At 56.2% G+C, this 24,691-nt stretch carries 22 protein-coding genes and 1 pseudogene; 18 read left to right on the plus strand and 5 right to left on the minus strand.

The window, feature by feature from the left end:
• Positions 1–191: 191 nt before the first annotated feature.
• From VMX96_04150 to VMX96_04175, 6 genes and pseudogenes are all read left to right on the plus strand, one after another.
• Positions 192–1,349, plus strand: coding sequence for an acyl-CoA dehydrogenase family protein (locus tag VMX96_04150; protein ID HUU63096.1), 1,158 nt, complete (start codon positions 192–194; stop codon positions 1,347–1,349).
• Positions 1,346–2,125, plus strand: a complete 780-nt coding sequence (locus VMX96_04155; GenBank protein HUU63097.1) for an electron transfer flavoprotein subunit beta/FixA family protein — start codon at positions 1,346–1,348, stop codon at positions 2,123–2,125. Before VMX96_04150 ends, VMX96_04155 begins: the two co-directional genes overlap by 4 nt.
• Positions 2,126–2,859: 734 nt before the next feature.
• Positions 2,860–3,087, plus strand: a pseudogene (locus VMX96_04160) (GIY-YIG nuclease family protein).
• A 427-nt stretch (positions 3,088–3,514) separates the two neighbouring features.
• Positions 3,515–4,702 (plus strand): FAD-binding protein, encoded by a 1,188-nt coding sequence (locus VMX96_04165; GenBank protein HUU63098.1) that lies wholly within the window; start codon positions 3,515–3,517, stop codon positions 4,700–4,702.
• Between the two features lie 127 nt (positions 4,703–4,829).
• Positions 4,830–5,291, plus strand: a complete 462-nt coding sequence (gene tsaA / locus VMX96_04170; protein ID HUU63099.1) for a tRNA (N6-threonylcarbamoyladenosine(37)-N6)-methyltransferase TrmO — start codon at positions 4,830–4,832, stop codon at positions 5,289–5,291.
• On the plus strand, positions 5,261–5,920 hold the full coding sequence (locus VMX96_04175; GenBank protein ID HUU63100.1) for an endonuclease III domain-containing protein: 660 nt from the start codon (positions 5,261–5,263) through the stop codon (positions 5,918–5,920). Before tsaA ends, VMX96_04175 begins: the two co-directional genes overlap by 31 nt.
• A 9-nt stretch (positions 5,921–5,929) precedes the next feature.
• Here VMX96_04175 and rsmG read toward each other — a convergent pair whose 3' ends face one another.
• A complete protein-coding gene (rsmG, locus tag VMX96_04180; GenBank protein ID HUU63101.1) occupies positions 5,930–6,664 on the minus strand; it encodes a 16S rRNA (guanine(527)-N(7))-methyltransferase RsmG in 735 nt (244 codons plus the stop codon).
• Positions 6,665–6,936: 272 nt separating this feature from the next.
• On the opposite strand from rsmG, the gene VMX96_04185 reads away from it, so the two are divergent.
• The 12 genes from VMX96_04185 (at position 6,937) to VMX96_04240 (ending at position 19,756) form a co-directional block, all read left to right on the plus strand.
• Entirely contained in the window at positions 6,937–8,355 is a 1,419-nt protein-coding gene (locus tag VMX96_04185; GenBank protein ID HUU63102.1) for a 3-oxoacyl-[acyl-carrier-protein] synthase III C-terminal domain-containing protein, read from the plus strand.
• A gap of 11 nt (positions 8,356–8,366) precedes the next feature.
• Positions 8,367–9,563 (plus strand): acetyl-CoA acetyltransferase, encoded by a 1,197-nt coding sequence (locus VMX96_04190; protein HUU63103.1) that lies wholly within the window; start codon positions 8,367–8,369, stop codon positions 9,561–9,563.
• Between the two features lie 22 nt (positions 9,564–9,585).
• A complete protein-coding gene (locus VMX96_04195) occupies positions 9,586–10,080 on the plus strand; it encodes a pyridoxamine 5'-phosphate oxidase family protein (GenBank protein HUU63104.1) in 495 nt (164 codons plus the stop codon).
• 255 nt (positions 10,081–10,335) lie between these two features.
• Positions 10,336–10,740, plus strand: a complete 405-nt coding sequence (locus tag VMX96_04200) for a YbaN family protein (protein HUU63105.1) — start codon at positions 10,336–10,338, stop codon at positions 10,738–10,740.
• 316 nt (positions 10,741–11,056) lie between these two features.
• Positions 11,057–12,508, plus strand: coding sequence for a 3-oxoacyl-[acyl-carrier-protein] synthase III C-terminal domain-containing protein (locus VMX96_04205; protein HUU63106.1), 1,452 nt, complete (start codon positions 11,057–11,059; stop codon positions 12,506–12,508).
• A gap of 12 nt (positions 12,509–12,520) precedes the next feature.
• The gene (locus VMX96_04210; GenBank protein ID HUU63107.1) at positions 12,521–13,708 is read left to right on the plus strand and encodes an acetyl-CoA acetyltransferase; all 1,188 of its coding nucleotides are present in this window, start codon (positions 12,521–12,523) and stop codon (positions 13,706–13,708) included.
• A 91-nt stretch (positions 13,709–13,799) separates the two neighbouring features.
• Positions 13,800–14,015 carry a hypothetical protein gene (locus VMX96_04215; GenBank protein HUU63108.1) on the plus strand — a complete coding sequence of 72 codons (216 nt, stop codon included), beginning with the start codon at positions 13,800–13,802 and terminating at the stop codon, positions 14,013–14,015.
• 82 nt (positions 14,016–14,097) lie between these two features.
• Entirely contained in the window at positions 14,098–15,294 is a 1,197-nt protein-coding gene (locus VMX96_04220; protein ID HUU63109.1) for an acyl-CoA dehydrogenase family protein, read from the plus strand.
• Between the two features lie 11 nt (positions 15,295–15,305).
• Entirely contained in the window at positions 15,306–16,439 is a 1,134-nt protein-coding gene (locus VMX96_04225; protein HUU63110.1) for an acyl-CoA dehydrogenase family protein, read from the plus strand.
• A gap of 40 nt (positions 16,440–16,479) precedes the next feature.
• On the plus strand, positions 16,480–17,661 hold the full coding sequence (locus VMX96_04230) for an acyl-CoA dehydrogenase family protein (GenBank protein HUU63111.1): 1,182 nt from the start codon (positions 16,480–16,482) through the stop codon (positions 17,659–17,661).
• A gap of 102 nt (positions 17,662–17,763) precedes the next feature.
• Positions 17,764–18,897: an acyl-CoA dehydrogenase family protein gene (locus VMX96_04235; protein HUU63112.1), complete on the plus strand. Its 1,134-nt coding sequence runs from the start codon at positions 17,764–17,766 to the stop codon at positions 18,895–18,897.
• A gap of 514 nt (positions 18,898–19,411) precedes the next feature.
• Positions 19,412–19,756 (plus strand): histidine triad nucleotide-binding protein, encoded by a 345-nt coding sequence (locus tag VMX96_04240; protein ID HUU63113.1) that lies wholly within the window; start codon positions 19,412–19,414, stop codon positions 19,754–19,756.
• 199 nt (positions 19,757–19,955) lie between these two features.
• Here the strand turns inward: VMX96_04240 and VMX96_04245 are convergent, their stop codons facing one another.
• From VMX96_04245 to VMX96_04260, 4 genes are all read right to left on the minus strand, one after another.
• The gene (locus VMX96_04245; protein ID HUU63114.1) at positions 19,956–20,561 is read right to left on the minus strand and encodes a hypothetical protein; all 606 of its coding nucleotides are present in this window, start codon (positions 20,559–20,561) and stop codon (positions 19,956–19,958) included.
• A gap of 433 nt (positions 20,562–20,994) precedes the next feature.
• Entirely contained in the window at positions 20,995–21,471 is a 477-nt protein-coding gene (locus tag VMX96_04250; protein ID HUU63115.1) for a hypothetical protein, read from the minus strand.
• A 53-nt stretch (positions 21,472–21,524) separates the two neighbouring features.
• Positions 21,525–23,396, minus strand: a complete 1,872-nt coding sequence (locus tag VMX96_04255; GenBank protein HUU63116.1) for a C1 family peptidase — start codon at positions 23,394–23,396, stop codon at positions 21,525–21,527.
• Between the two features lie 210 nt (positions 23,397–23,606).
• A complete protein-coding gene (locus VMX96_04260) occupies positions 23,607–24,659 on the minus strand; it encodes a hypothetical protein (protein ID HUU63117.1) in 1,053 nt (350 codons plus the stop codon).
• Between the last annotated feature and the right edge of the window lie 32 nt (positions 24,660–24,691).

The following is a 24,691-nucleotide window of genomic DNA, read 5'->3' on the forward strand; positions in this document are numbered from 1 at the left end:
AACAACAAATGCCAGCCTCCGCCAAATATAGTGAATAGGGCCGATGATAGGCGAGCCCCCAGGAAAACCAGCCCCGCCGCCTAGGGAGCCGCCACCTTCGCCCCAAGGAGACGAATATCGTTCAGATAGATAATCGATAAGTTTAAAAAATAGGCTACAATATATTCTATCACCCATAAAGGAGAGTTAGCTTGGAGTATTTCTTAACTGAACAGCAAAAGCTCGTAAAGAGCCTGGCTCGAAGGATTGCCGAGGAAAGGATACTGCCGGTGCGGGCCGAGCTGGACCAGAAGGAGGAGTTTCCCTGGGCAATTGTCAGGGATATGGCCGATTCAGACCTGTTCAGGATCTTCATACCCGAGCAGTATGAGGGCCTGGGAGAGGGCAGCTTCGCCCTATGCATAGCCGTTGAGGAGCTGAGTCGGGCCTGCTGCGGCGTTGCCCTGATCTACGCTGCAGACGCACTGGGCTCTTTGCCCATACTGCTCTACGGAAGTGACGAACAGAAGCAGAAGTACCTCCCCGATATTGCCGCTGGAACCAAGCTTACCGGCTTTGGCCTGACCGAGTCCGGAGCGGGAAGCGACGCTGCTGCGATAAAGACAACCGCCACCCGCGATGGCGACGACTACATCATCAACGGTACCAAGCAGTTCATAACCAATGGCGGTGAGGCTGAGATATACACCATCATCGCGCTGACCGACCCCTCAAGGGGCAACCGCGGCTCCAGCGCCTTCATTGTAGAGAAAGGAATGCCCGGGTTCACCTTCGGCAAGAAGGAGCAGAAGATGGGAATCCGCACCTCTGCCACCTGTGAGCTTGTTTTCCATAACTGCCGGGTGCCCAGGGAGAATCTGGTGGGCAAAGAGGGACTGGGGTTTATCGTGACCATGAAAACCCTGGACGTATCCCGCCCCGGTGTCGGTGCCCTGTCGGTTGGGCTGGCCCAGGGTGCACTGGAAGCGGCGGTGGCCTATGCCCAACAGCGGAGACAGTTCGGGCAGCCGGTCTCCGCCTTCCAGGCAATTCAGCACATGCTGGCCAACATGGCTATGGAGCTGGAAGCGGCAAGGGCGCTGGTCTATGCTGCAGCTAAAACCATAGACAGCGGAGCCAGGGACTTCACCGAGGAAGGGGCTATGGCCAAGGTATTCGCCACAGACATGGCGATGAAGGTAACCACGGACGCGCTGCAGGTATTCGGTGGCGTGGGCTACATGCGCGACTACCCCGCGGAGAAGATGATGCGCGACGCCAAGATCAACCAGATATACGAGGGCACCAATCAGGTACTGAGAAACGTTATCGCCATCCAATTACTCAAAAGGAAGGCACAGCGCGAATGAATATCGTGGTATGTATTAAGCAGGTGCCGGGCACGACGGAGATCAAGATAGACCCCCAGACCAACACGCTGGTGCGGGAGGGGGTAGAGAGCATCATCAACCCGTTTGATTGTTATGCCCTGGAGGAAGCTGTTCGCCTGCGGGAAAGGTGCGGCGGCAAGGTCACCGTCATAAGCATGGGGCCTCCCCAGGCGGAGGAGGCGTTAAGGGAGACCATCTCCCTCGGCGCCGATGAGGCCATCCTGCTAAGCGACCGAGCCTTCGCCGGCTCCGATACCTGGGCCACCGCCTATGTCCTCTCCAGGGCTATGACCAGGATAGCTGACTACGATGTCATTATCTGCGGCAGGCAGACACTGGACGGGGACACCGGCCAGGTAGGTCCCGGGCTTTCCGAGATGCTTAGGATACCATTTGTCGCTTATGTGAGCAGGGTGGAGGAGATAAGGGACGGGTATATCAGGGTTCAGCGGATGGTCGAGGAGGGCTACGAGACCATCGAGATGGCCCTTCCCGCGGTGATAACCGTGGTCAAAGAGATAAACGTGCCCCGCCTGCCATCGCTGCGCGGGTCGATGAAGGCCAAGACAGCACAGATACCCGTATGGTCAGCTGGGGATATCGGGGTAGAGGAGGACAAGGCCGGCATCGCCGGCTCTCCCACCCGGGTGGTCAAGATATTCTTCCCCAAGAGAGAGAGGAAGAGTGAAATGCTAGACGGGAGCGTGGAAGAGCAGGTGGAACAACTCGTGCAGAAGCTGGAGGGTATAGCCTAGCCTCTATTGTATACCACATCCTCAAAATTGGGGGAACGCTTACGACAAATGATATCTTACTCTACATTGGCTCTACGGTAATCATTCTGTGGGGATTAGCTCACATTGCCTTTACTAAAGGGATCGTTAGCGGTTTTGAGCCCATATCAAGAGACAACAAGCTTGTTTTTACAATGGAGTGGATCGCAGAGGGTCTAACGCTTTGCTTCATAGGCATGCTCGTACTGCTAATCACCGCCCTGGAAGGAACTGAAAACTCAGTATCGATTTTTATGTACAGGGCATCCGCCGTGATGCTCATCTTTATGGCGGTATTAAGTTTATTTACTGGGGCTAGAACACCAAATATACCTTATAAGCTTTGTCCACCCATATTTACGACTGCTGCAATACTGTTTATCGTGGGTAGTGTGGTGTGAACAGGCGGCTGTGCAAAAAAGGGCGCTGACAGGTTGACATAGCACTAAACAGCTAGATGGCCGTCAGGACAGTCGCGGATACATATATCAAAGTGATCAACGCAAGCATTACTGACTCACCTACCCTCGTGGTCCAGGTCCTCTTCCCCGAGAGAGAGGAAGAGCGAGATGCTCCAGGGGAGCACGGAAGAGCAGGTGGAGCAACTGCTGAAGAGGATTATTTAGGAGTCGCGTATATAGGAAATGAACAGCTATGTTGAGATAAAGCGTAACGCTCCGAGGTCATCATCCGGCTTGACCGGATGATCCAGGGAAATGGATAAAGACTACTACGTTTACGTCCTGGCAAGCCAGAGGAATGGGGCTCTATATGTTGGGGTTACTTCAAATCTGCTTAAAAGGATATAGGAACACAAGAACAAGGCGATGGAAGGTTTTACACAGAAATATAGTGTTAATAAGTTAGTGTATTTTGAACAGTATAGTGATCCGGAGAATGCGATTAAACGGGAAAAGAGGTTAAAGAAATACAACCGCCAGTGAAAATTGGAATTGATAGAAAAAGAGAATCCAGAATGGAGGGATTTGTATACTGACTTAGTTTCTGAATTGCCCGATCAAGTCGGGCAATGACAGGTATGGTGGAAGTCGTGCAGTGATAAATATTACATGGGTAAGGTGAACATAGATATGTTGGATATAAAAAGGGGACAACATAACAAGATGATAACACCCCAAGGTCATCATCCGGCTTGACCGGATGATCCAGGAAGCATGCTGAGTCAATTTCTGGATTGCCCGATCTCCGAGCAAAGCATCGGAGTCCGATATTTCATTCGGACAAGTCGGGCAATGACAGGTTCGGTGGATACCGAGCAACGATAGGTAGAGACTGTTGAAGGGTGAGCCTATCTCCGCAATAATCACAGGGGTTGATGAAGTTAAGTACTAGCCCATTTTAGGTAGAATATTGACAATCAAGATCGACCTTGAAAAATGTACCGGCTGTGGCTCGTGTGAGCCTGCCTGCCCCTTCGGCCTGGTCGAGATAGAGAACGATAAGGCGCGTATCAATGAAGGCTGCAACCTGTGCGGCGCCTGCGTGGAGGCCTGCCCCGAGGAAGCCATAATCATAGAGGTGGTGGTGCAGGAGGTCAGCGAGGGCTTCAGCGGGGTTTGGGTATTCGCCGAGCAGCGGGATGGCAGGCTGAAAAGCGTAGCTTACGAACTGCTTGCCGAGGGCAGAAAGCTTGCCGACAAGCTGGGGACGGAGGTATGCGCAGTATGCCTCGGCCATAACGTAGAAGGAGCAGAACAGCTTGTTACCTACGGCGCCGACAGGGTCTATCTGGCAGACGACCCCGCGCTGGCAGACCACCAGGAGGACTACTACACCCGGGCGCTAGTCGATCTGATCCGCAAGCACAGGCCGGAGATACTTCTCGCCGGTGCCACCGCGATGGGACGTTCCTTCATCCCCAGGGTTGCCTCTATCCTCTATACCGGGCTTACCGCCGACTGCACCGGCCTAGACATTGACCCCGAGAGCAAGCTCCTGCTGCAGACACGCCCCACCTTCGGCGGCAACGTCATGGCCACCATCGTGTGCCAGGCGAGAAGGCCGCAGATGGCTACCGTCCGCCCCCACGTGTTCAAGAAGGGAGCGCCTGACGAGAATAATCAAGGAGAGGTAATAAAGGTGGACTTCGACAGGGAAGCCATCACGGCAAGGACCAAACTTCTCGATTTCGTTGAGGATCTATCCGAGAAGGTCAAGCTGGATGATGCCGATGTCATTGTATCCGGCGGCCGCGGGCTGGGGAGGCCGGAGAACTTCCAGATCGTGAAGGAGCTGGCCGATTCCTTGGGGGCAGCGCTGGGTTCCTCACGTCCGCCTGTGGACGAGGGCTGGATTCCCTATTCACATCAGGTCGGGCAGACGGGGAAGACCGTATGCCCCAGGCTCTACATCGCCTGCGGCATCTCCGGGGCGGTCCAGCACCTGGCTGGCATGCAGACCTCCGATGTCATTGTCGCCATCAATGAAGACCCCAACGCGCCCATCTTCGAGGTAGCCACCTATGGAATCGTCGGAGACCTGTTCCAAGTAGTTCCCATGCTGACCGACAGATTAAGGAAGTCCCGGGGGCTGGCGTAGCACAACCCACATCGGCTTTTCAATCGCCAGTGGAGCAAGCCCCTCACTCCTACGGCTCAGCACGCTGTTACTCCCACGCTGAAAAAGGGGATGCCAGAACCATGAATATAGTTCTCTGGAGAAAGCGATGACGCAGATAGTACTAAAGCCTATCGGGATAGTGCGCAGCGAGGTCAAGGAACACAAGAGGGGAGGCTGGCAGGAGGTGACCTCGGAGATCGTGATCGACGAGGAATGGACAGAGCACCTCGATGGCCTCGATGAATTTTCGCATATCATGGTGGTCTTCTGGATGCATCTGGTACCAAGAGAAAATCGACCTCCGACGAGAATCCATCCCAGGGGCCGCGCCGACCTGCCCCTGGTTGGCCTGTTCGCCACCCGTGCACCCTCTCGCCCCAATCCCATCGGCGTGAGCGTTGTGAAGCTGCTACGTCGACATGACAACATCCTCACGGTGGCTGGACTGGACGCCATCGACGGCACCCCCGTGCTCGACATCAAATCATACATGACTCCGGTCGATAAACCTGAGGACATAAGGATGCCGGATTGGGTATCGAAGATAAGGACACAGCCGCGGCCTTAATCGACATCTACAATCGCCTGTTTGACAGGTACGGCCCGCAGGATTGGTGGCCCGCCGATGGACCCTTCGAGGTGGTCGTGGGGGCGATCCTCACCCAGTCGGCAGCCTGGACCAATGTGGAGCAGGCTATCTCCAACCTGAAGGGGGGAAATGCCCTAACCCCGGAGGCGCTTCATGATCTCCCCGTAGAGAGGCTAGCATTCCTCATCCGACCCTCCGGCTACTTTAACGCCAAGGCTCTGAAGCTCAAATCGTTCGTCGAAAGGCTCGATCGTAAATACGGAGGCGACCTCAATAGGCTATTTACTCTCGATACCGCCTCGCTACGCCAGGAGCTTCTGTCCATTCACGGGGTGGGGGAGGAGACCGCGGACTCCATACTGCTCTACGCCGCCCGGCGGCCCAGCTTCGTTATCGACGCCTACACCAAGAGGATAGTGAGTCGCCTCGGCCTCGCCCCCTCAAAGGATAGCTACGGGGATTTCCAGGCGCTCTTTGCCCAAAACCTCCCCCGGGATGAGCGCCTGTTTAACGAATACCACGCCCTGCTGGTGCGCCACGGCAAGGAGGTCTGCCGAAAAACTCCAGACTGTCCCCGCTGCTGCCTTAGAACCCTCTGTCCCTATTAGATAATCCACTTACAACGGGCGCTTCCCCGGGATGCCGGGACGCCTAGGGTAGCGCTGGGGGGTGGGGGTGAGCTTATCAACGACCACCAGCGCCCTTTCCTCCCCAAGCTCACCCAGGCTAACCCGCTTGACCTCCCTAAGCTGGCCCCCGAGCATGCCTATTGCTCTTGCTGCCGCCGCGACCTCATCGTCTATCTCCCCCTTCTTCATGGCGATAAAGGCGCCCCCCGGGGTACAAAAGGGCAGGGCCAGCTCAGCGAGCGTGGAAAGCTTGGCCACCCCCCGGGATAGCACGACATCGAACCCCTGGCGGTACCTCTCATCATGAGCCAGGTGCTCTGCGCGCTCGGCCAAGACCTCCACCCCCTCGAGACCGAGCGCGCCGGTGAGATGATGGAGAAAGGCAGCCTTCTTATGGACGGAGTCAACCAGTGTCAGGCCTATATCAGGGTAGAGGATTTTAAGCGGAACTCCGGGGAGGCCGGCACCGCTACCTATATCGAGTACATGCGAAGGCACCCCTTCAAGGGCAAGTGCGACGGTGAGGGAGTCGAGGAAGTGCTTCAACTGCACCTCCTCGTAGTCCACGATGGCAGTGAGGTTCACCCTCCTGTTCCAGCGGATAAGCTCTTCATAGTAGAGTTTAAAACGCGCCACCTGTTCCGGGTTGAGGGAGAGCCCCAGCCTATTGGCCCCGTCTACAAGCCTTTCCACGATAGGTATTATATTACTCCGACCGAGCATGGGACACCCCCCTGTCCAGGCGTTTACAGCACGGGTCAATATTTAGGAGCTATAAAGGGGAATCCATAGGGGAATCCCCTCTAGCAGGGGTATGGGGGTGGGCCGAAGTGTCGGCCCATATCAGGGCTCAGTTTTCGCGGCAATGACGGGTAAAAGCGGGCAAACGGTGACGTGTGGCTAATGTACTGTACGATTACAGAGCGTTTGACCTGGCTGCCCGTATCAAGGTAAAATAGGGATGCTTTGCATCAGATAATAGAGAGGAGCGAAAAGTGATCGGTATTAAATCGTACGGCGCTTATATACCGGTGTATAGACTTAGCGCAAATGAACTCGCCCGAGCCTGGGGGAGAAGAGGGGGAAAGGGGGAGAGAGCGGTGGCCAACTACGATGAGGACAGCATTACCATGGCGGTGGAGGCAGCCATCGATTGCCTCAGCGGCATGGAGCATGGCATCGTGGATGGCCTTTACTTCGCCTCCACCACGCCCCCTTACGATGAGAAGCTGTCCGCCAGCATCGTGGCCGCAGCGGCTGATATGCGCGACGACCTCTTCACCCTGGACCTGGGGAACACGTTAAGGGCAGGCACCAGCGCCATTAAGGCTGCCCACGACGCCATCAAGAGCGGCTCGGCAAAGAACATCCTGGTAACCGCAGCCGACTGCCGCCTGGCCCCGCCAAGCTCCGAATTCGAGCCCGTATTCGGCGATGGTGCCGCCGCTTTCCTCATCGGAGATTCGGATGTCGCCGTAGCCATCGAGTGCAGCCATTCCATCTCCAGTGACTTCCTCGATGTGTGGAAAAGGAGCGAGGATACCTACGTCCGCACCTGGGAGGACCGCTTTGTCCTGGAGCACGGCTATAGCGAAAAGCTGCAGCAGGTGGTCTCAGAGCTGCTCAAGAAGTGCGGCTTGACCCTCCAGGATTTCGCCAAGGTCGTATATTACGCTCCCGATGCCAGGAGTCACGGGAGGATGGTGAGGCGGCTTAAGCTTGACCCTGACAGGGTTCAGGACCCGATGTTCGATTCGGTGGGCAACACCGGCGCTGCTTTTGCCCCCATGATGCTGGTGGCCGCTCTGGAAGAGGCCAAGCCGGGGGACAGGATCCTGTGGGCGAGCTATGGCGACGGAGCCGATGCCCTCGTCCTGCAGGTAACCGACGGGATAGAGAAGGTCAGGGAGCGGCGCGGGGTAAGGCGCCACCGGGATTCGAAGATGGAGATACCCAACTATGAGAAATACGTCCGCTTCCGCAATCTCATGCAGGGAGAGGCGGACCGCCGACCCCAGTATATCAGCTCCCTGCCCATTATGTGGCGCGACCGCAAACAGGTTCTTTCACTTCACGGCTGCCGCTGCCGCAGTTGCGGAAACATCCAGTTCCCCATACAGCGGGTATGCGCCTACTGTCAGGCTAAAGACGATTACGAGGAGGTGAGGCTTGCCGACAGGAAGGCCACCGTCTTTACCTTTAGCATGGACGAGCGGGCAGTGGAAGTAGACCCGCCCCGTGTCTGGACAATAGATGACTTCGACGATGGCGGCCGAATCTACTGCACCATGACCGACCGCGATACCACACAGATCGAAATCGGCATGCGGGTGGAGATGACCTTCAGGAAGATCCACGATGGGGCTGGACTTCACAACTATTTCTGGAAATGCCGCCCGATAAGGGTATCATAGGAGGAAAAGACATGTCAGAGAGCATTAAAGATAAGGTTGCCATCATCGGGATGGGCTGCACCAAGTTCGGCGAGCTTTGGGATAAGGATGCCTATGACCTGGTTATCGATTCCGCCTATGAGGCCTATGAGGATGCCGGCATCGACCCCAAGGATATACAGGCAGCCTGGGTGGGCACCCTGATGGGCTCAACAGCGACACAGTTATCAGCACCGCTGAAGACCGACTACATCCCGGTCACCAGGCTGGAGAATGTTTGCGCAACCGGAATGGAGACGCTGAGGGCAGCGACCTTCGCCTTGATCGCCAAGGCGTATGACCTGGTGCTAGCTGTCGGCTTCGACAAGCTCAAGGACACCGGCTACGGTGGACTGCCCATGGCGGTGCAATCAGCGGGCAGCGAGAAGTGGCACCCAGTAATCGGCTCCGGGGATTCCGCCCCAGGGCGCTATGCCATGGCCGCTACCAGGTACTTCCACCGCTTTGGCCTGAGCGGGGAGGAGGGGAAGAGAACCCTGGCCAAGATATCGGTGAAGAGCCATCATAACGGCTTCCTCAACCCGCGGGCCCACCTGCGTATGGAGGTTACCGAGGAGCAGGTGATGAGCGCCCCCATGATCGCCTGGCCCCTTGGCCTGTTCGATGCCTGCGGGGTGACCGATGGTGGCTCGGCAGCCATCCTTTGTCGCACCGAGGACGCCAAGAAATACAAGGATGAATACATCACCATCAAGTCCTTCGGCCTCGCAGCAGGCCCGGGAATGGGCAAGGTACGCACCGACTACGACTACACCCACTGGGAGGAAACCATAAGGGCGGCACAGCAGGCATACGCCGATGCCGGCATAAAGGACCCCAAAAAGGAGATCGATATGTGTGAGGTCCATGACTGCTTCTCTATAGCCGAGCTGATGTGCTACGAAGACCTGGGCTTCTGCGAGAAGGGAAAGGCGAAGGAGCACATCGAAGCGGGTGAATTCGCCCTCGACGGTAAAAACCCCTTTAACGTCGGCGGCGGCCTGAAATCCTTCGGTCATCCCATCGGAGCCAGTGGTATCCGGGAGGTCTTCGAAGGTTATGTAGAGATCCTGGGACGCGCCCAGTTGCCCGAGCGCCAGTTGAAGGATGTGAGGCTGGCGCTGGCCCATAATCAGGGGGGCAACCCCGGCCGGTTCATATGCAGCATCTGCATCGTCGGCGCCCCTTAGATAACGCTTGAGGAGGTGCCCTATGGAAATCGGCGGGCATTGGGATACTATCTCAAAGGTTGTTCAGGAAGCGTTCAACAGTTGCTTGCATTGTGCGATAGCCACTGTAAACGACGATGGGGCGCCACACATTACACCGATAGGCTCTTTAATACTCCGTGACGATGCCACAGGATTCTATTTTGAAGAGTTCCTCAGCACCACGCTAAAAAATCTAGAGCGAAATAAGCGGGTATGTGTATTGGCTGTTAACAGCGACAAGAAATTCTGGTTTGAGTCTCTTCTCAGTGGAGAATTTACATCACCGCCTGCTGTGAGGATTATGGGTGTCGTAGGGGAAAAGCGAGAGGCAACGGAACAAGAAATCGCGCTATGGCAGAAAAAAGTACAAGCAGCAAGCCAGCTCAAAGGATATGAGATACTATGGAAAAACATGAGAACCGTCCGGGACATATACTTTGATTCGTTTGAACCTGTCCATACGGGATCTATGACCGGAAACCTTTGGGAAGATTAGTCGGGGTTATTACAGGCCTAAAAGGGATTATCAGCTTCGGGCAAGTGGCCTGTCCCCTGCCTTAGTACCAACCCGAATGTGAGGACCGGTGTCTCATAGCTAAGCTGGCCACTGTTCAACTGTTTTGAGAGAATTGCTCTCATCCCTGCTACCTCAATCCCAACTTCAGATAGCTACACATGCTGGGACTACTGCCCTTCGGTCTTGACACCCAACTGGCAGAGATGTAAAAGGTTAACCACCGGACGTAGCACGATGAAAAAATACCTGAAGAGACCAACTCTATGCAATTTGAGAAATCGACTGCTGACCCTTGCAGGAACCATCTCTTTAGGGCTTGCTATCCTTGGCATATTCCTGCCCCTTTTACCCACTACTCCCTTCCTCTTGCTAGCTGCAGCGTGCTATGCCAGAAGTTCAAGAAGGTTTAGCAATTGGCTTTTAAGTAACCGCTTTTTTGGAAAATTCATCAAGAACTACCAAGAGGGAAAGGGAGTCCCGTTAAAACTGAAGGCTTTCTCCATTTTACTACTGTGGATAACGATAGGATGTTCAGTCGCTTTTGCGGTTCAGATTATTGCCGTTAGAATCATCCTGGTTTTCATCGCTTTTGGCGTCACCATACATATTCTCTCGATTCGCACTCAACATCAATTATAGGTGATGTCCCTAAGAGTGCCAGGGCTCGTCTAAATGACGGTTAAAATGAGGGTCAGCGGCAATCTCAGCGTCCCGCTACCACCGAGGTCGCTTCGTCGCTAGGGCTCCTTGCGATGACGGTGAAAAGCCGGCTAGCTGTACTGTGTCACTAATTTGCTAGACGAGTGCACCTGCTTGACGCCACATCAAGCAGTAATGTATACTGAACAACTGGGATCACGTTTTTTCCAGCTTTCGCTAGCCGCCTTTTTCCCAACCCCCTGCATCTTTGAGCGATGCGGCTAGGCCAAAAAAAGGAAGTATAGAAAGGAAGTATATGGCAGCAGGAATAACATCGTATGGCGCTTATGTCCCCTTGCACCGGATGTCACGCGAAATATTCTACAAATCCTGGGGCGGCGCAAAGATGGCGGGGGAAAGGAGCGTCTGCAATTTCGATGAAGACACCATGACCATGGCAATGGAATCGGCCATCGACTGTTTAACGGGCACCGACTCGAAGACAATCGATGGCCTGTTTTTTGCCACCACCACCGCTACCTACAAGGAGAGGCTATGCGCCAGCATACTGGCCACCGCACTCGACATGCGCCGTGATATCCGCACCCTGGATATTACCGATACGCTCAGGGCGGGTACCAGCGCCGTGGCCACCGCCATAGATACAGTCAATGCCGGCTCCTCAAGTAGCATACTGGTAACCTGTAGCGAACACCGAATGGCGGCTCCGGCGGGCGACTTCGAAATGGCCCTGGGGGACGGCGCCGCTGCCCTGCTCATAGGTGATAAGAATGTCATAGCCACCATCGAAGGAAGCTATCATATCTCAGATGAGTTCTCCGGCATATGGCGCTCGGATCAGGACGAATTCATCCGTGTATGGGAAGACCGCATGACCTATGACAAGGGCTATTCCCTGATACTACCGGAGGCGATCAAGGGGCTGATGAAAAAGTACGATGCATCAGCGGGGGATTTCGCCAAGGTAGTGTACAACACAACGCTGGAAGCTAGAAGGCATGGGCAGGTTGCCAAGTCGCTGAAATTCGAGCCCGAGCAGGTGCAGGACCCGCTGTTTACCACCGTGGGCAACACCGGCTCCGCCCAGTCCCTGATGATCCTTGTGGCCGCTCTTGAGGATGCGAAGCCGGGCGATAAGATCCTGTGGGCCAGCTACGGTAACGGTGCCGATGCCTTCATCCTGAAGGTAACCGACGAGATAAAGAAGCTCGGGGAGCGGCGTGGGATCAAGAGACACCTCGAGTCCAAGAGGATGCTGGAGAACTACGACCGTTACCTGCGCTGGCGCAAGCTGGTAACCCTGGAGAGGGCACGTCGCTCCGAGCAGACCCCGGTCTCCATAGCGGCGCTGCACCGGGATGCCGCGATAGCCCTGGCCCTGTACGGAGTGAAGTGCAAGGCCTGCGGCACCCCCCAGTTCAGCCAGGGCGGCAGCTACGGCTATTTTACCCCCCTGCGGGTATGCGTCGATTGCCAGGCGGTAGACCAGATGGAACCCTACAAGTTCTCCGATAAGAGGTCCAAGATATTTACCTACACCGAGGACAGTTTGGCAGATTCAAACGACCCTCCTACCACCGTTAACGTGGTAGACTTCGACGGCGGGGGCAGGGGTATATTCGACATGACCGACCGCGGAGGCAAAGAGCTTAGTGTGGGAACGGAGGTGGAGATGACCTTCAGGAAACTCTTTACCGACCGCGGCATTCACCAATATTTCTGGAAGACACGCCCCATCAGGTGCTAGAGAGAGGATGAAATGACAGGAAGTATTAAAGATAGAGTCGCCATTATCGGGATGGGCTGCACCCAGTTCGGTGAGCTATGGGATAAGAGCCGTGTTGACCTTATAGTAGAGGCAGCCCAGGAGGCATATAAGGATGCCGGCGTTGAGCAGAAGGACATCCAGGCTGCCTGGTTCGGCAACTACTACGATACCACCGGCCTGACCGGCCAGGGTTTGGCCGGGCCGCTCAGGTTGCAGTATATACCGGTTAGTCGAGTGGAGAACGCCTGCGCCACCGCCTCCGACGCCCTCAGGAATGCCAGCTACGCTGTAGCCGCCGGCATCTACGACCTGGTACTGGTACTGGGTGCTGAGAAGATAAAGGACCAGGGCCTCAGCGGGCTGGCGGTGCGGAACCTGGATATGAACGGGCTTATATTCACCATGACTATGCCGGGCATGTTCTCGATGTTAGCCACCAAGTATTTCGACCGCTATAACATCAGTCCCGAAGACGGGAAGCATATGCTGGCACACGTTTCATGGAAGAGCCACCACAATGGCACGATGAGCCCCAAGGCCCACTTCCGCAGGGAGGTAAGCATAGAGCAGATCATGAAGGCGCCCATAATCGCCTGGCCGCTGGGACTGTTCGATTGCTGCGGCGTATCCGACGGGTCGGCGGCCGCAATAATAGTGCCTGCAGATCAGGCCAAGAAGTACCGCGACGATCCGGTTTACATCAAGGCGATGCAGCTGAGCGTAGCGCCGGCAGACGGCAGTACTACGGTCAAGTACGATTATACTCATGTCGAGTCCACCTACCGTGCGGGCATTGCCGCTTACGCGGAGGCAGGAGTGAAAAACCCCAGAGAGGAGATCAGCATGGCCGAGGTCCATGACTGCTTCTCCATAACCGAGGCTGTAACCATGGAGGACCTCCAGTTCAGCAAGCGCGGCGGGATGAGGGAAGACATCGAGTCCGGGTTCTTCGATCTCGATGGTGGATTGCCGGTGCAGCCGGATGGCGGGCTTAAGTGCTTCGGCCACCCCATCGGGGCATCCGGGCTGAGAATGATATACGAGATGTACAAGCAGCTTCAGGGAAAGGCTGACCAACGCCAGTTAAAGGACCCCAAGCTGGGGCTGACCCATAACCTGGGCGGACAGCCCCCGCACTGTACCATGTTTTGTGGCATCTTCGGCAAGGAGCTTGGCTGATTATTTAATACTACTGGACTCGAGGATGGGAGGAGGCCATGGCAGTAAAGGCCTTTGTGCTTATCTGGGTTGATACGGCCAGGAGGAGGTAGTGGTCACCAGCCTCACTGCTCTTCAGCAGGAGATGGATGAGATAAGGTCGGTGGATATGATTGCCGATCCCTATGACGTAATTGCCGTACTCCAATGGCCAGATGTGGACGCCCTCGGCGACCTGGTAACCAAGAACATTAAACATTGCCAGGACAGTAACCCGCCTCACCGTGAATCTCAAATGATTATTTCGCCACCCTCAAACCTTTTATGAAGATACACCTGTCCCCGGCTTGAAGGGGGATGGAAAAGCATATAGAGCAGAAAATAGCGCGTAACTGAAGAAGGGAGTAGAAATGGACTTCAAACTCACCCCGGAGCAAGAGGCGCTTAAGAAGGGCTTTGAGGATTTCTTCGAGGAGGAGATGAAGAATGCGCCCGAGGACTGGGTATGGGGGCTGGAGGGCCTTTTTAACGACGTAGGCTGGCCGTTCAATGTACACATGGCAAAAAGGCTAGCGGAGAAGGGCTGGCTGGTAAGGCCCTGGCCCGAGGAATACGGCGGGTGCAGTGCCCCCATGATGGAGCAGCTCATATTCAGCGATGTGATCGGGTACTACTGCGCACCCGGTGTCGACCCCCTTGGGGTCGGTATGATAGGTCCCACCCTGCTGGCGGTGGGAACCGAGGACCAGAAGAAGGAGCACCTGCCCCCCATCGCCAGGGCAGAGAGGTTCTGGTGCCAGGGGTGGAGCGAGCCCGACGCCGGCTCCGACTTGGCCTCGCTGACCACCAAGGCGGTGAAGGACGGCGACGACTGGATCATAAACGGGCAGAAGTGCTGGAACACCGGCGCCCACCGCGCCGACTGGTGCTTCACGCTTGCCAGGACCAACCCGGAGGAGAAAAGGGGGAAGGGGCTCACCTTCTTCATCCTGGACATGAAGAGCCCCGGGGTCAGTGTTGTTCCCATCGAGGGCATGGACGGCTCTACACACTTCAATGAGATATACTTCGACGACGTTCGTGTCCCTTCGAAGAACATCATCGGCGAGGTGAACGGGGGTTGGTCGGTCACCCAGACAACCATGAACTTCGAGCGCTCCAGCGTGGGCGTGATCTCCGGCGTGAAGCGCGCCCTGGTCGAGCTGGTGAACTACTGCAAGGAGACCACGATGAAGGGCAAACCCCTAGCCGAAAACCCCTTCGTGCGCCACCGGCTGGCCCAACTGGCGATCGATATCGATGTGGGACGCGCCATGAGCTACCGTTGCGGCTGGCTACAGGAGAAGGGGGATATTATGGCGGCGGCCGCGGCGTCGTGTGGGGCAAAGGTCAACAGCACCGAACTGTGGCAGAGACTCGCCTTCACCGGCATCGAGATAATGGGCCTCTATGGTACGGTGGCAAAAGGCTCGAAGTGGGCGGTGCTCAAGGGCCAGTTCGAGAACCTGGCTCAGATAACGCCCGGGTACAAGCTGGGGGGCGGCACATCGGAAATCATGAGGAGTATCATCGCCTGGGTCGGTCTGGGACTGCCCAGGATTAAGTAAAGGAGCGAAACATGGATCTCGATTTTACTGAAGAGCAGGACATGCTGCGTAACTCGGCCCGTGATTTCCTGTCCACCGAGTGCGACAAGGCGATGGTGCGAACCATAGAGGAGAGCGAGGAGGGCTACTCGGCGGAGATATGGAGCAAGATGGCAGAGCTGGGGTGGCAGGGGCTGATGATACCAGAGCAGTACGACGGAATGGGCATGGGATTTTTTGACCTGGTGGTCGTTTTCGAGGAGATAGGTCGAAACATACTGCCCAGCCCGTACTTCGCCACAGCGGTGCTGGGTTCGCCACCGATCGTCGAGGCGGGTCCAGAGGAGATGAAGAAGAAGATACTGCCCAGGGTGGCAACCGGCGAGGCGATACTGACCATGGCGCTCACCGAGCCCAGCGCGGGCTATACCGCAGACTGCGTGGAGCTTGAGGCAGAGGACCGGGGGGATAGCTTCGTGCTAAACGGCACCAAGCTGTTTGTCGAATTCGCCAGCGCCTCAGACTACATGGTGGTCGTCGCCAGGACCGGGAGCGGTGGCGACCCGGAGGATGGCATCACCCTGCTCCTGGTGGAATCCAATAGCCCCGGCATCAAGATAGATGCCTTCGCCACAACGGGTACGGACAAGCAGTGCGAGGTGGTATTCGATAATGTCAGCGTTCCCAAGAGCAACGTGATTGGGGAGGTGAATAAGGGGTGGCCCATCGTGGCAAAAACCCTCAAGATGGCCACTATGACCAAGTGCGCCGAGATGATCGGCGGCATGCAGGCAGTACTGGACATGAGCGTGGCCTATGCCAAGGAGCGGGTGCAGTACGGCAGGCCCATCGGCTCATACCAGGCGATACAGCACATGCTGGCGGATATGTTTATCAGGACGGACACATCGAAGAACATCGTCTACGAGGCTGCCTGGATGGTTTCCGAGGGTCTGGAGTGCGCCGACAAGGTATCCATCGCTAAGGCGTGGTGCAACGAGGCCTATAAGAAGGTCAGCGAGGATGGGGTGGAGGTGCACGGGGCCATCGGCACATCCAGGGACCACGATATGGGCCTGTACTATAGAAGGTCCATGGCTGCCGACCCCGCCTTCGGCAATACTGAAGATCACAGAGAGGTGGTCGCCCGGTCGCTTGGCCTTTAGAACGTTAAACATTTAAAACGTTGATGGGAAAGGTAGGAGAATGGATTTTAGCTTCACTCCAGAGCAAGAGAGGTTCAGGCGGGAGATACGGGACTTTATAAAGAAGGAGCTGCCCCCTGGCTTCGAGGCTGGCGTGGGCGGGCACGTGGAGACGGATGAGGACTGGCTGGTCGCACGCTCCATGACCAGGAAGCTGGCGGAAAGGGGCTGGCTCAACATAGGGTGGCCCAAGGAATACGGCGGGCAGGACGAGCATATGCTGAGCGTCATCCTGAACGAGGAGTTGAACTACTACGGTGCCCCCGGTCTGGACTTCGGCGGAGTCGGCATGCTGGCCCCGGCGCTCATGACCCACGGCAACGAGGAGCAGAAGAAGGAGCACCTGTCCAAGATAGCTACAGGAGAGGTGGTGTGGTGTCAGGGATGGAGCGAGCCAGAGGCTGGCTCGGACCTGCCGAACCTGAAGACCAGGGCGGTGGATGACGGAGACGACTGGGTCATCAACGGGCAAAAGGTATGGACCAGCCTGGCGCATCACGCCGACTGGTGCTTCCTGCTAGCCAAGACCGACCCCGACGCCGAGCCCAAACACCGCGGGATTACCTTCTTCCTGATAGACTTCAGGACCCCGGGGATTACCGTCAGCCCGCTGGTCACCATGTCCAAGGAGCGCTCTTTCTCTGAGGTTTTCTACGATAACGTCAGAGTCCCCAAGAGGAACGTCGTGGGGGAGATAAACCGCGGATGGAAGGTAGCGATGACCGCTGCCGGCTTCGAGCGCTCCGGCATCTACCGTATCGCCCTCGCTCTGCGGAACGTCGACCGCCTGATAGAATGGTCGAAGAAGCCGCAGCCAGACGGACACACCCCCGTAAAGAACCCTGTAGTGAGGCAGAAGCTGGCAAACCTCTACATCGAGGGGCGTATAGCCCGCATGCTGGCCTACCGGGTTGCCTGGCTGCAGACCCTGGGCCAGGAGCCCGAGTGGGAGGCATCGATAGCGAGGGTTTTCGGCTCCGAGTTCCAGCAGCACGCGGGCCACACCGGAGCGGAGCTTATGGGGCTCTACGGGATGCTGATGAGGGACTCTAAATGGGCCGACCCAGAATGCAACATGGCGCTGCAGTCCATACTCGGCGTGGGCGCTACCATAGCAGCCGGAACCTCCGAGGTACAGCGAAATGCCATTGCCACAAGGGGCCTGGGCCTGCCCCGAGGCTGAATCTCTTAAACTACATTAATTGTCCAAATAACATATGTCAATGAAAAATAACCGGGCGTAAGTATATAAAAGTTCTAAAAAGTTCAAAAAAAGGAGCGTATTATGGACCTAGGCTTTAGCGAAGAACAGGAGATGCTACGAACTTCAGCACGCGACTTCCTTACTACGGAATGCCCCACTGACCTGGTAAAGGAGATGGCCGACGACGAGGTGGGCTACAAGCCGGAGATGTGGGCCAAGATGGCGGAGCTGGGCTGGATGGGCCTGGCCTTCCCCGAGAAATACGACGGCATGGGTATGACCTTCCTCGATCTGGCAGTGCTCCTCGAGGAGATGGGGCGCGCCTGTCTCCCCGGCCCCTTCTTCTCCACGGTGGTGCTCGCTGGACTCACCATCCTTGAAGCGGGAAGCGAGCAGCAGAAAAAGGACCTCCTATCAAAGATAGCCTCCGGCAAGGCCATCGCCACGCTGGCCATAACCGAGCCCAGCGCCAGCTACGATGCGTCGGCGATTACGGTCAAGGCGATGGCCGACGGTGACGGTTATGTGATAAGTGGCACCAAGCTCTTCGTGGAGAACGCTCACATCGCTGACTATATCATAGTCGTCGCCCGAACCAAGGAAGGGGGTGCCCCCGAAGATGGGATCACCCTGTTTGTGGTGGACGGAAAGGCGCCGGGGATAACCACCACGCTGCTCAGGACCATATCCGGCAGCAAGCAGTGCGAGGTCAGCTTCGACAGCGTAAAGCTACCCAAGGCTAGCGTGCTGGGCGAGGTGGACAAGGGCTGGCCGGTGGTGGAGAAGGTGCTGGAGAAGGCAGCGGCGGCCAAGTGTGCCGAGATGGTCGGCGGCGCTCAGGCGACACTCGACATGAGCGTGGCCTATGCCAAGGAGCGGATCCAGTTCGGCCGTCCCATCGGCAGCTTCCAGGCGATACAGCACCACTGCGCCAACATGCTGACCGATGTAGATGGCTCCCGCTTCATCACCTATCAGGCAGCCTGGAAGCTCTCAGAGGGGCTTCCCGCCACCATGGAGGTCTCCATGGCCAAGGCTTGGACCAACGATGCCTACCGGCGTGTCACCCAGCTTGGTCACCAGATCCACGGTGGCATCGGCTTCTGCATGGATCACGACATGCCGCTGTACTTCAAGGCCTCCAAGGCAGCTGAGTCGCTGTTCGGCACCTCCGACTGGCACCGGGAGAAAGTAGCCCAGGGCCTGGGGCTCTAGCCAAGAGTTCAGCGTTTCAGGCGCTTTATGGGCAGGTTGGGGCATCCGCTCCAGGCTACCCGGCATTGTGAGGAGCCGGACACAGTGCTGTCATTGCGACCCCGATAGATCGGGGCTAGTGACGTGGCAATCCCCGGGCTAGTATAATAGGAGACTGCCTGCGACTTACAAGGGGAGGCCCCCGGTACAATCGGGGGCGGGGGTCTATGGGTGTCCCCCAGATATATTTCTCTCCCTATTCCTAGTAGAAAGGGGAGTCCAGAGGGGTATCCCCCTCTTGCGGGGGGCTGGGGGTGTCCCCCAGATATATTCCCCCCCCTATTCCTAGTAGAAAGGGGAGTCCAGAGGGGTATCCCCCTCTTGCGGGGGTCTGGGGGTGTCCCCAAGATATATTTCTCTCCCTATTCCTAGTAGAAAGGGGAGTCCAGAGGGGTATCCTCCTCTTGCGGGGGGCTGGGGGTGTCCCCCAGATATATTCCCCCCTCTCCTTGAGGAGAGGGGGCCAGGGGGTGAGGTGAACAAGGACTGCATCTTTTGCCGTATTGTAAGCGGCGAGCTACCGAGCGAAACTATCTATCGGGATGATGAGGTCATCGCCTTTCGCGACATACATCCCCAGGCGCCAACCCATGTCCTCATCATACCCAGAGAACACATCCCGGCGCCTGCCGACATCTGTGCCGAGCACCAGTCACTCATAGGACGCCTGGTCTATGTAGCATGCGATCTGGCAAAGAGCGAGGGTATCTCAGAGAGCGGCTACCGGCTGATAGTGTGCTCGGGTCCCGATAGCGGGCAGGAGGTGCCCCACCTCCACTTCCACCTTATTGGCGGCCACAGGCTGGGGAAGCTGGTGTAGACCACCTCTCACCGCAGCCACACCACTAAATCCTCAGATTAGAAATACTAAGCACTAAATCCTAAACAAATTCAAAGTCCTAATTTTCAAAATACAAGACCTCAAACCCGGGTGGTTAGGCAGGCCGACGTCGGCCAGCCTAACCCCGGACCCCCGCTTTTGTATTTCGGTCATTTGTGCCTGTTTAGGATTTCGCATTTCAAATTTTGGATTTCTTACGTCTCCTTATCATCACCCACATTACTAAGCCCAACGCTATCAGCGAACCTATCACTATCCCCGCAACCGCTCCTCCACCTAACCCGCCACCACCGAGCGTGGGCGTCGGTGTAGCATCGTTAGTAGGCGAAGCAGTGGGGGCTGCCGTAGGCGCAGTGGTAGGGGTAGCACTTGGTGTCACCGGTGTGCCACTCCAGGCATGCAGGTCAACCTCTACCCTCCTGCCAGACTCTTCATGGATAGCGGTTTCGTCTGCGGGCAGCCAACCATCCTCCCCATCAAACCATATCTCGAAGTTAACCTCCGTCCCCACCTCAGCAATTACGCTAGGCAGGTAGAATTGATTGTCACCCAGTTCCTCCAGGCCGGTGGTTGTATCTTCTAATACCATGCTGTCCTCTAGAACGCGGATGCCAGTGCCAGCAGGCACCGCCTGATCATCCACAAATGCGTAGCCTATGTAGGCGCAGGGGCTCGTGGTATCCGCACCGACCGCTGTAGCCATCGACACCGACACAGCGAAGGCCAATAGTGACACCGGCATCAACATGGTAGCCACTGTTCGCAACTTATGCACTCTGCTCATTTCTCTCCTTGCTTTCTTACTAAGTCAATTTCGATGCATACCCTTTATGCGCTAACCCTATTCAGTTAGTGTCATGCTCCCCGTCTACCTGGTGGTGATTCTAAAGCAAAACAGGGTTACTGACACATTTCCCAATGGCTACATAACCCGTCCTGGTGTGTCATATCAGGCTGAGGGCAACGATAATAACCAGAGCGGGGACAAGGATTCTGACGAATTTTCCCCCACTCATCTCCATATCCTTTCCGAGGGGAAGAACGAAGCACGGCTTCAGGTTAAATTCTAAATACTAATTTCTAAGCACTAAACAAATTTAAAGTTCTAATTTTTAAAATCCAAGACCTCAACCCCGGGTGGTTAGGCTGGCCGACGTCGGCCAGCCTAACCACGGACCCACACTTTTGGATTTTGGCCATTCGAATTTAGGGTTATATTATTCTCTTCTCCTTATTATGAGCCATATTATCAAGCCCAACGCTATCAGCGAACCTATCACTATCCCCGCAATCGCTCCCCCGCTTAACCCACCACCACCGGGCGTAGGCATCGGTGTACCGATGTAGAGGCGGACCTCAGGTGCTTCCATTGTAACGGAAACGTCCGGTGTCTCGGTGGCGAGTTCACCATCGACTTTGAAGCTAATAGGCTCAGTCGAGTTAATCTCCGCCCCGGTCACCGGAACCTCCAGGATAGCTACTCCGTAGGAGCTGGTTAATTCCCAAACCCGTGGAGCTGTCTCGCTTCCTACATAGGCAGTGACATTATAATTTGCGCCCACAAGCGCACCATCCTCATATACGATGCAGCGGTACAGGGAGGGAGGGAGCTGGGCCCCGGCAAACAACGGGAACCCCAAGGCCACCACCGCCGCTAGAAAGATAATCGTAGCTAGTATTCGAAACTTAGTCAATTCCCTTCTCCTTCTTTAGTTAATTCATGCATTCTTGATCTTACTGTACAAGACTATGACGGCTGTGGTATCTCCCAGGTGCACGCACTCTCCACGATGATGAGGTAGATGTTCCAGTTCTCCAGCGTCTCCAGTGTACTCTCCGGCCAGCCATCCTTAAACCACTCCCAGGTCATGGCAGCCTCATCGTAGTACCATACTAGGATAAGCTCACTAGGTGGAGTGACGTTAGCCAAGACAACCTCAGCTCCGCCATAACGCCTGGGGAAAAGCGCCGTTGAGTCATTGTTGAGTCCGTGCGGGAACTCCCAGATAAACGGGGTAGGGGTAGGCGTGGGGGTTGTGGGCGGTGTGGGCGTCGGTGTCATCGTGGGGGTTGGCGTGGGAGTCGGGGTAGGTGTAGGTGTAGGTGTAGGTGTAGGTGTAGGTGTAGGCGTGGGCGTGGGACCGCCGCTTGTGGTTACCCCGGCCCGCAGGCAGGCGTTGTAACCATAAGGGCCCAGATCATGCCAGGAGCTGCCACCGGTACTGAAGAAGCTCACCCCGGTCTGTATGGGGGGATCTACTCCATATTCTATTAGGTCTTGGTACTCTACAGGCAAGGGGAAGCTATAGCCCGGCGTTGTCATCTCTACCGCAACGCTAAACTGCTGGCCGCTGGTGAGCGGTACAGGGATACTAAGCGGTATTGAATAGTAGCCAAGCTCATCGCATGTTCCCGTCTGGTAGGCAAGCTGACTTCCGAAGGAGCCATCATAAACGTAAAGCTCGTACCCTGCATTGTTGCTGGTTGTCCAGAACTCCACATGGGTTAGGTCGCCGTCCTGCCCCGAATTGAAGACACTGCCCATCCACAGGGTTGGACTACCCAGACCGACAGAGCCTATCCAGCCGGCTTCATCCCAGTAATACAGATTCTCGTTGGGGTCGTAGTCCTGGTAGCGATAGGAGGCCACCTCCTGCATGTTCGCCGAGCCGTAGCACAGATAGAAATACCCGCTATCTCCCCAGCCGGTGCCCCAGCTATTCTTTACGATCCACGCCCCGGAGCCGCCACCGAGCGGGTGCGCTATGCCATCATCCCACCCTACAATAGAGACGAGGTGATTGGCATCTGCCGTGCACCCTGGATAGTAATAGATGAACCCCGGGTATATGTAGGCATCGTTGTGATAGTAGGCCATGGAGACCGGCCCGTCGTTGTAAACGGCATCCTTAACCTCAGCGGTATCGTTAGGGTCATCGGTTATCCAGCGATACCCCGTGACCCTCTTGATTGTGGAACAGCTATCGTTGCAGGGCTCGGTATCGATGGTGCCCGTGTTGTAGGGGTCACAGGACTCGAGCCTGGTTCCTTTCTTGGTGAGAATATCGGTGGCAAGCCATGACCAGCCACCTCCCATACAGCGGTTGTTAACCAGATAGACCCATGATGGGTCGGTGCAACAGGCGACATTCTGCTCGGAGAAATCATACTCCACCCCATCCTCAATCAAGACCCTCGATTCCAATGCGGAGAGCGTGCCGAATATCCAGCAGGTCCCACACGGATTCTGATCCTTAACCGGGGTCACATCGCCCGAATCACTCCAGTTAAAGGCGCTGGGCAGTATTTGTGCCCCTCCTCGCCTCACCGGGATGTCCTGGAGGTGGCTCAGGTCCATCGGCGGGGGCAGATAGCCGTAGAAGGGCTCCGGTGGATTCTCGATGCATTCGACGAAGTCGGGATTGAGCGGCGCCGCCTGGAGCTCCTGAGGAGCCTGCTGCGACACTTCGGCGGCACCAGCACCAGCCAGCCGTTGCTGCAATGGGAGGTCGGTTACCGATCCGTCCAGAGCCTGAGCCACAGCCCCTGCCACCAGGCCGAGGCTGACCACCATCACCAGAATCGGAATGATAATTCTGCTCAAGTTCCTCTTTCTCATCCCCAAATCCTTTCCAGCACGATTAAATTCTATATACTAATCTCCACTATCCAGGTTGTAGAAATGCGAAATGCCAATATCTAAATCCTAATTTTCAAAAATAAAGACCTCAACCCCGTGCGGTTAGGCTGGCCGACGTCGGCCAGCCTAACCCCGAACCCCCGCTTTTTGATTTCGGTCATTAGTATTTGTTTCGTATTTAGGATTTTGTTATCCCCCTCTCCTCATTATAAGCAACATTACCAGTGCCCCCGCTATCAGCGAACCTACCACTATCCCGGCAATCGCGCCGCCGCTTAACCCGCCGCCATCCGGCGTGGGTGTAGGTGTCGTGGTCGCCGTTGGCGTTGCCGACGTTCCGATGCAGAAGGTACAATCGGTCACTTCATCCGGGATTATCGGCTGCGGATCGCCTGCCGTCCCGTCATTAAGCGCTATCACAGTAATATCCAGGTCGCTGCAATCGCCACTACTGCCTACCGCATTCAGCGTCACGGTGCCAAATGTGATAGTACCTGTAGGCCCCGGTGAAGCACCTGTAGCCGCGGTCATGGTTGTGGTGTCGCCCACCGTATTATAGGCAACAAAGCCAAGGTCTCCATCCGCCACATTGCCTACACTGACAACAGCCGTATTAACTGTAAGCGTTATGGTAGCTGAACCTATGCCTTCCGGGTCATCGGTAGCTATGGTAATGTCTACATCACAACTGCCGCTCTCAGGCACATCTGAACAACACTCAATAGCTACCGAGGTGCCCACTATCGGTGTGGGTGTTGGTGTGCTACTGGGCGTGCCCGCCGGCGTGGCGGTAGGGGTTACTGCTGGCGTGCCCGTCGGCATCGGTGTGGGGGTGACCGGGGGCGCCCAATCCACGGAGAGGTCCAGTTGGGTTACCTCTCCACTTTCGAAGGTGAAGTCCTGGTCTGCTCTTTCATAGTTGATATAAAAGTCAATGGTGTCACCATCGCTGATATCCTCACCCTGGACCAGCAGATTAGCCTTGGCCTCCTCTGGAGGGAGGCCCACGCCCCAGCCGTAGCTTCCCAGATCCCAGGTGGTAACGCTGCCGCTATCGATATCATGGACCTTCGCCGAAACCAGCGTTCCCACCGGCGCCGGCTCGCCGCCGATGGTAACATTCCCGTAGAAAGCATGGGGTAGTAGAGGGATAGACTGGGCAGAGACCGGGGACGCAAAACACAGCAGCAAGAAAGACAGGCACAAACCGAGTATTATCCTGTGCGGTATATTCCAGGTCATATTCTAAAAACTCCCCCTAAATTCAGATGGGG

The organism is Dehalococcoidia bacterium, from assembly GCA_035528575.1.
In the GTDB taxonomy this organism is placed as follows: domain Bacteria; phylum Chloroflexota; class Dehalococcoidia; order E44-bin15; family E44-bin15; genus DATKYK01.